2 protein-coding genes are annotated in these 1,765 nt (G+C 36.5%); one reads left to right on the forward strand and one right to left on the reverse strand.

Annotated elements, in window-relative coordinates; translation table 11 throughout:
- Positions 1 to 798 precede the first annotated feature (798 nt).
- On the reverse strand, positions 799 to 990 hold the full coding sequence (locus ESZ39_RS18210) for a hypothetical protein (RefSeq protein ID WP_223270445.1): 192 nt from the start codon (positions 988 to 990) through the stop codon (positions 799 to 801).
- A 94-nt stretch (positions 991 to 1,084) separates the two neighbouring features.
- On the opposite strand from ESZ39_RS18210, the gene ESZ39_RS17430 reads away from it, so the two are divergent.
- Positions 1,085 to 1,414 (forward strand): VF530 family DNA-binding protein, encoded by a 330-nt coding sequence (locus tag ESZ39_RS17430; RefSeq protein ID WP_146881185.1) that lies wholly within the window; start codon positions 1,085 to 1,087, stop codon positions 1,412 to 1,414.
- The last annotated feature ends 351 nt before the right edge of the window (positions 1,415 to 1,765 follow it).

A 1,765-nucleotide genomic window follows, 5' to 3' on the forward strand; every position in this document is an offset into this window, starting at 1 on the left:
CGCAGGAAAAATAACTCAAGGTAAGGCGCTCGATTGAGCAATAGCTGGCTATTGGGATTGAGAGCAACACAGCCTTGAGCTATTTTAACTAGTACAAGTGAGCAATAACTTAATGGGATTGGTATAAGGTCTGCTTCATTAGTGAAGCAGACGTAAGAGTAGTAATACCAAGTTGATTAATTACCTGCTCATTTTTAATGGTTAAAATGAATAACTACAGCGTTATGAAATTTATAAGTAGAATAACTACTGACTAAATTTTATGCCTTGTATTTATCCATTTTTCCTCGTGAAAAAGTAGATCACTTAATTAATCAAATTGGTATAACTGCTAGTGTTTGCAATGCGCACTTTTGAAATCATGCCAATACGAATACGTGAATGACCGCAATGGTGGCTGAGTTGCTAGAGACCATGAATGACTCTGGCATTTTATTTAGCAATCTATACTTTTCGAAATTTCAAGCGCATTATCCACTTCTAGTCCTAAATATCTGACTGTACTTTCAAGCTTTTTACGACCGAGCAACAGTTGAGATGCTCGTAGGTTTTTAGTTTTCCTGTAAATCAATGCAGGTTTGGTTCTGCTCATTGTGTGAGTCCCATATTAGATTTGGTCTAAAGCAATCATTGAAACCCAAGCATCAATTATTTTTCCGTACTGTCGTGTTGATAAATGCGCCGACGAATGAATTCTCGATTTAAACAAGGAATTATTTTGGCTTAGTTGAAAACTTGTAATCAAAGTTTGAATTGACTTACGTGTGTTTTTGGTAAGTTAAAATTGAACGGGTAATTCTATTTTTTTTGAACAATAATAGCTCTCGACTGAATAGTTTTTCCGTGGGCAATATCCCTTATTTTTAGAGCAACTAAATCGCAACCCCTTAATTTACTATCTATAGCAAGATTAAAAAGAGCAAGGTCTCTCATATTATTTACTAGTTCTATTGTGAGCTTCAAGCTCACTGGGGACATTAATTTTTCCATAAAGTTCTTAGTGCACTTTTACCTGAGTTAAACGCATAAGTCTGTCAATATTTAGGAAACTTGTTACAATGCTATTTTTTAATTTAAGTAGACTATGAATAAAAGTAATGATCCGCTACACGGCGTGAAACTTGAACAGATTCTAACCGAACTAGAGAAGAAAATTGGTTGGGATAAGATGGGTGAGTTACTTAACATTCGTTGTTTCATCAATAAACCGCGTCTTAAATCAAGTTTGAAATTTCTGCGAACAACCCCTTGGGCACGCAGTAGAGTTGAAATTTTATACCTAAAAACATTTTGTAGTAAGCATAAAGAAACGGGGAAATTAATCAGGGGGATACTCGCCCAGAATACAGCAGTAGCAGAAACGACTTCCACCAAGCCCGCTCCCTTTGTTTGGCCAACATCGAAAAAAAAATAGACTTATGCCACACTGAAGACATTAGTATTTGAAAATTTTTGTATGCTTTGCTCTACAGCGGATATGGCTTAACAATCAGACTCCTCTAGCAGTTTCCCGATAGCTGACGTTCCCCATAGATAAAAAGTTTAAGCTTTTGAGAATGACTTATTGCCAATAAATCGTTCAGCCTCTATGTGAACTAAAAGCTCTAAGCTGCCGTTAGTATTCACCTCTTAATGCTAACTAATACCAGTTCCATTAAGTTTGTGATCTTGTTGTGCGCAGGAAAAATAACTCAAGGTAAGGCGCTCGATTGAGCAATAGCTGGCTATTGGGATTGAGAGCAACACAGCCTTGAGCTATTTTAAC

It is taken from the genome of Colwellia sp. C1TZA3 (genome assembly GCF_007954265.1).
Lineage (GTDB): Bacteria > Pseudomonadota > Gammaproteobacteria > Enterobacterales > Alteromonadaceae > Cognaticolwellia.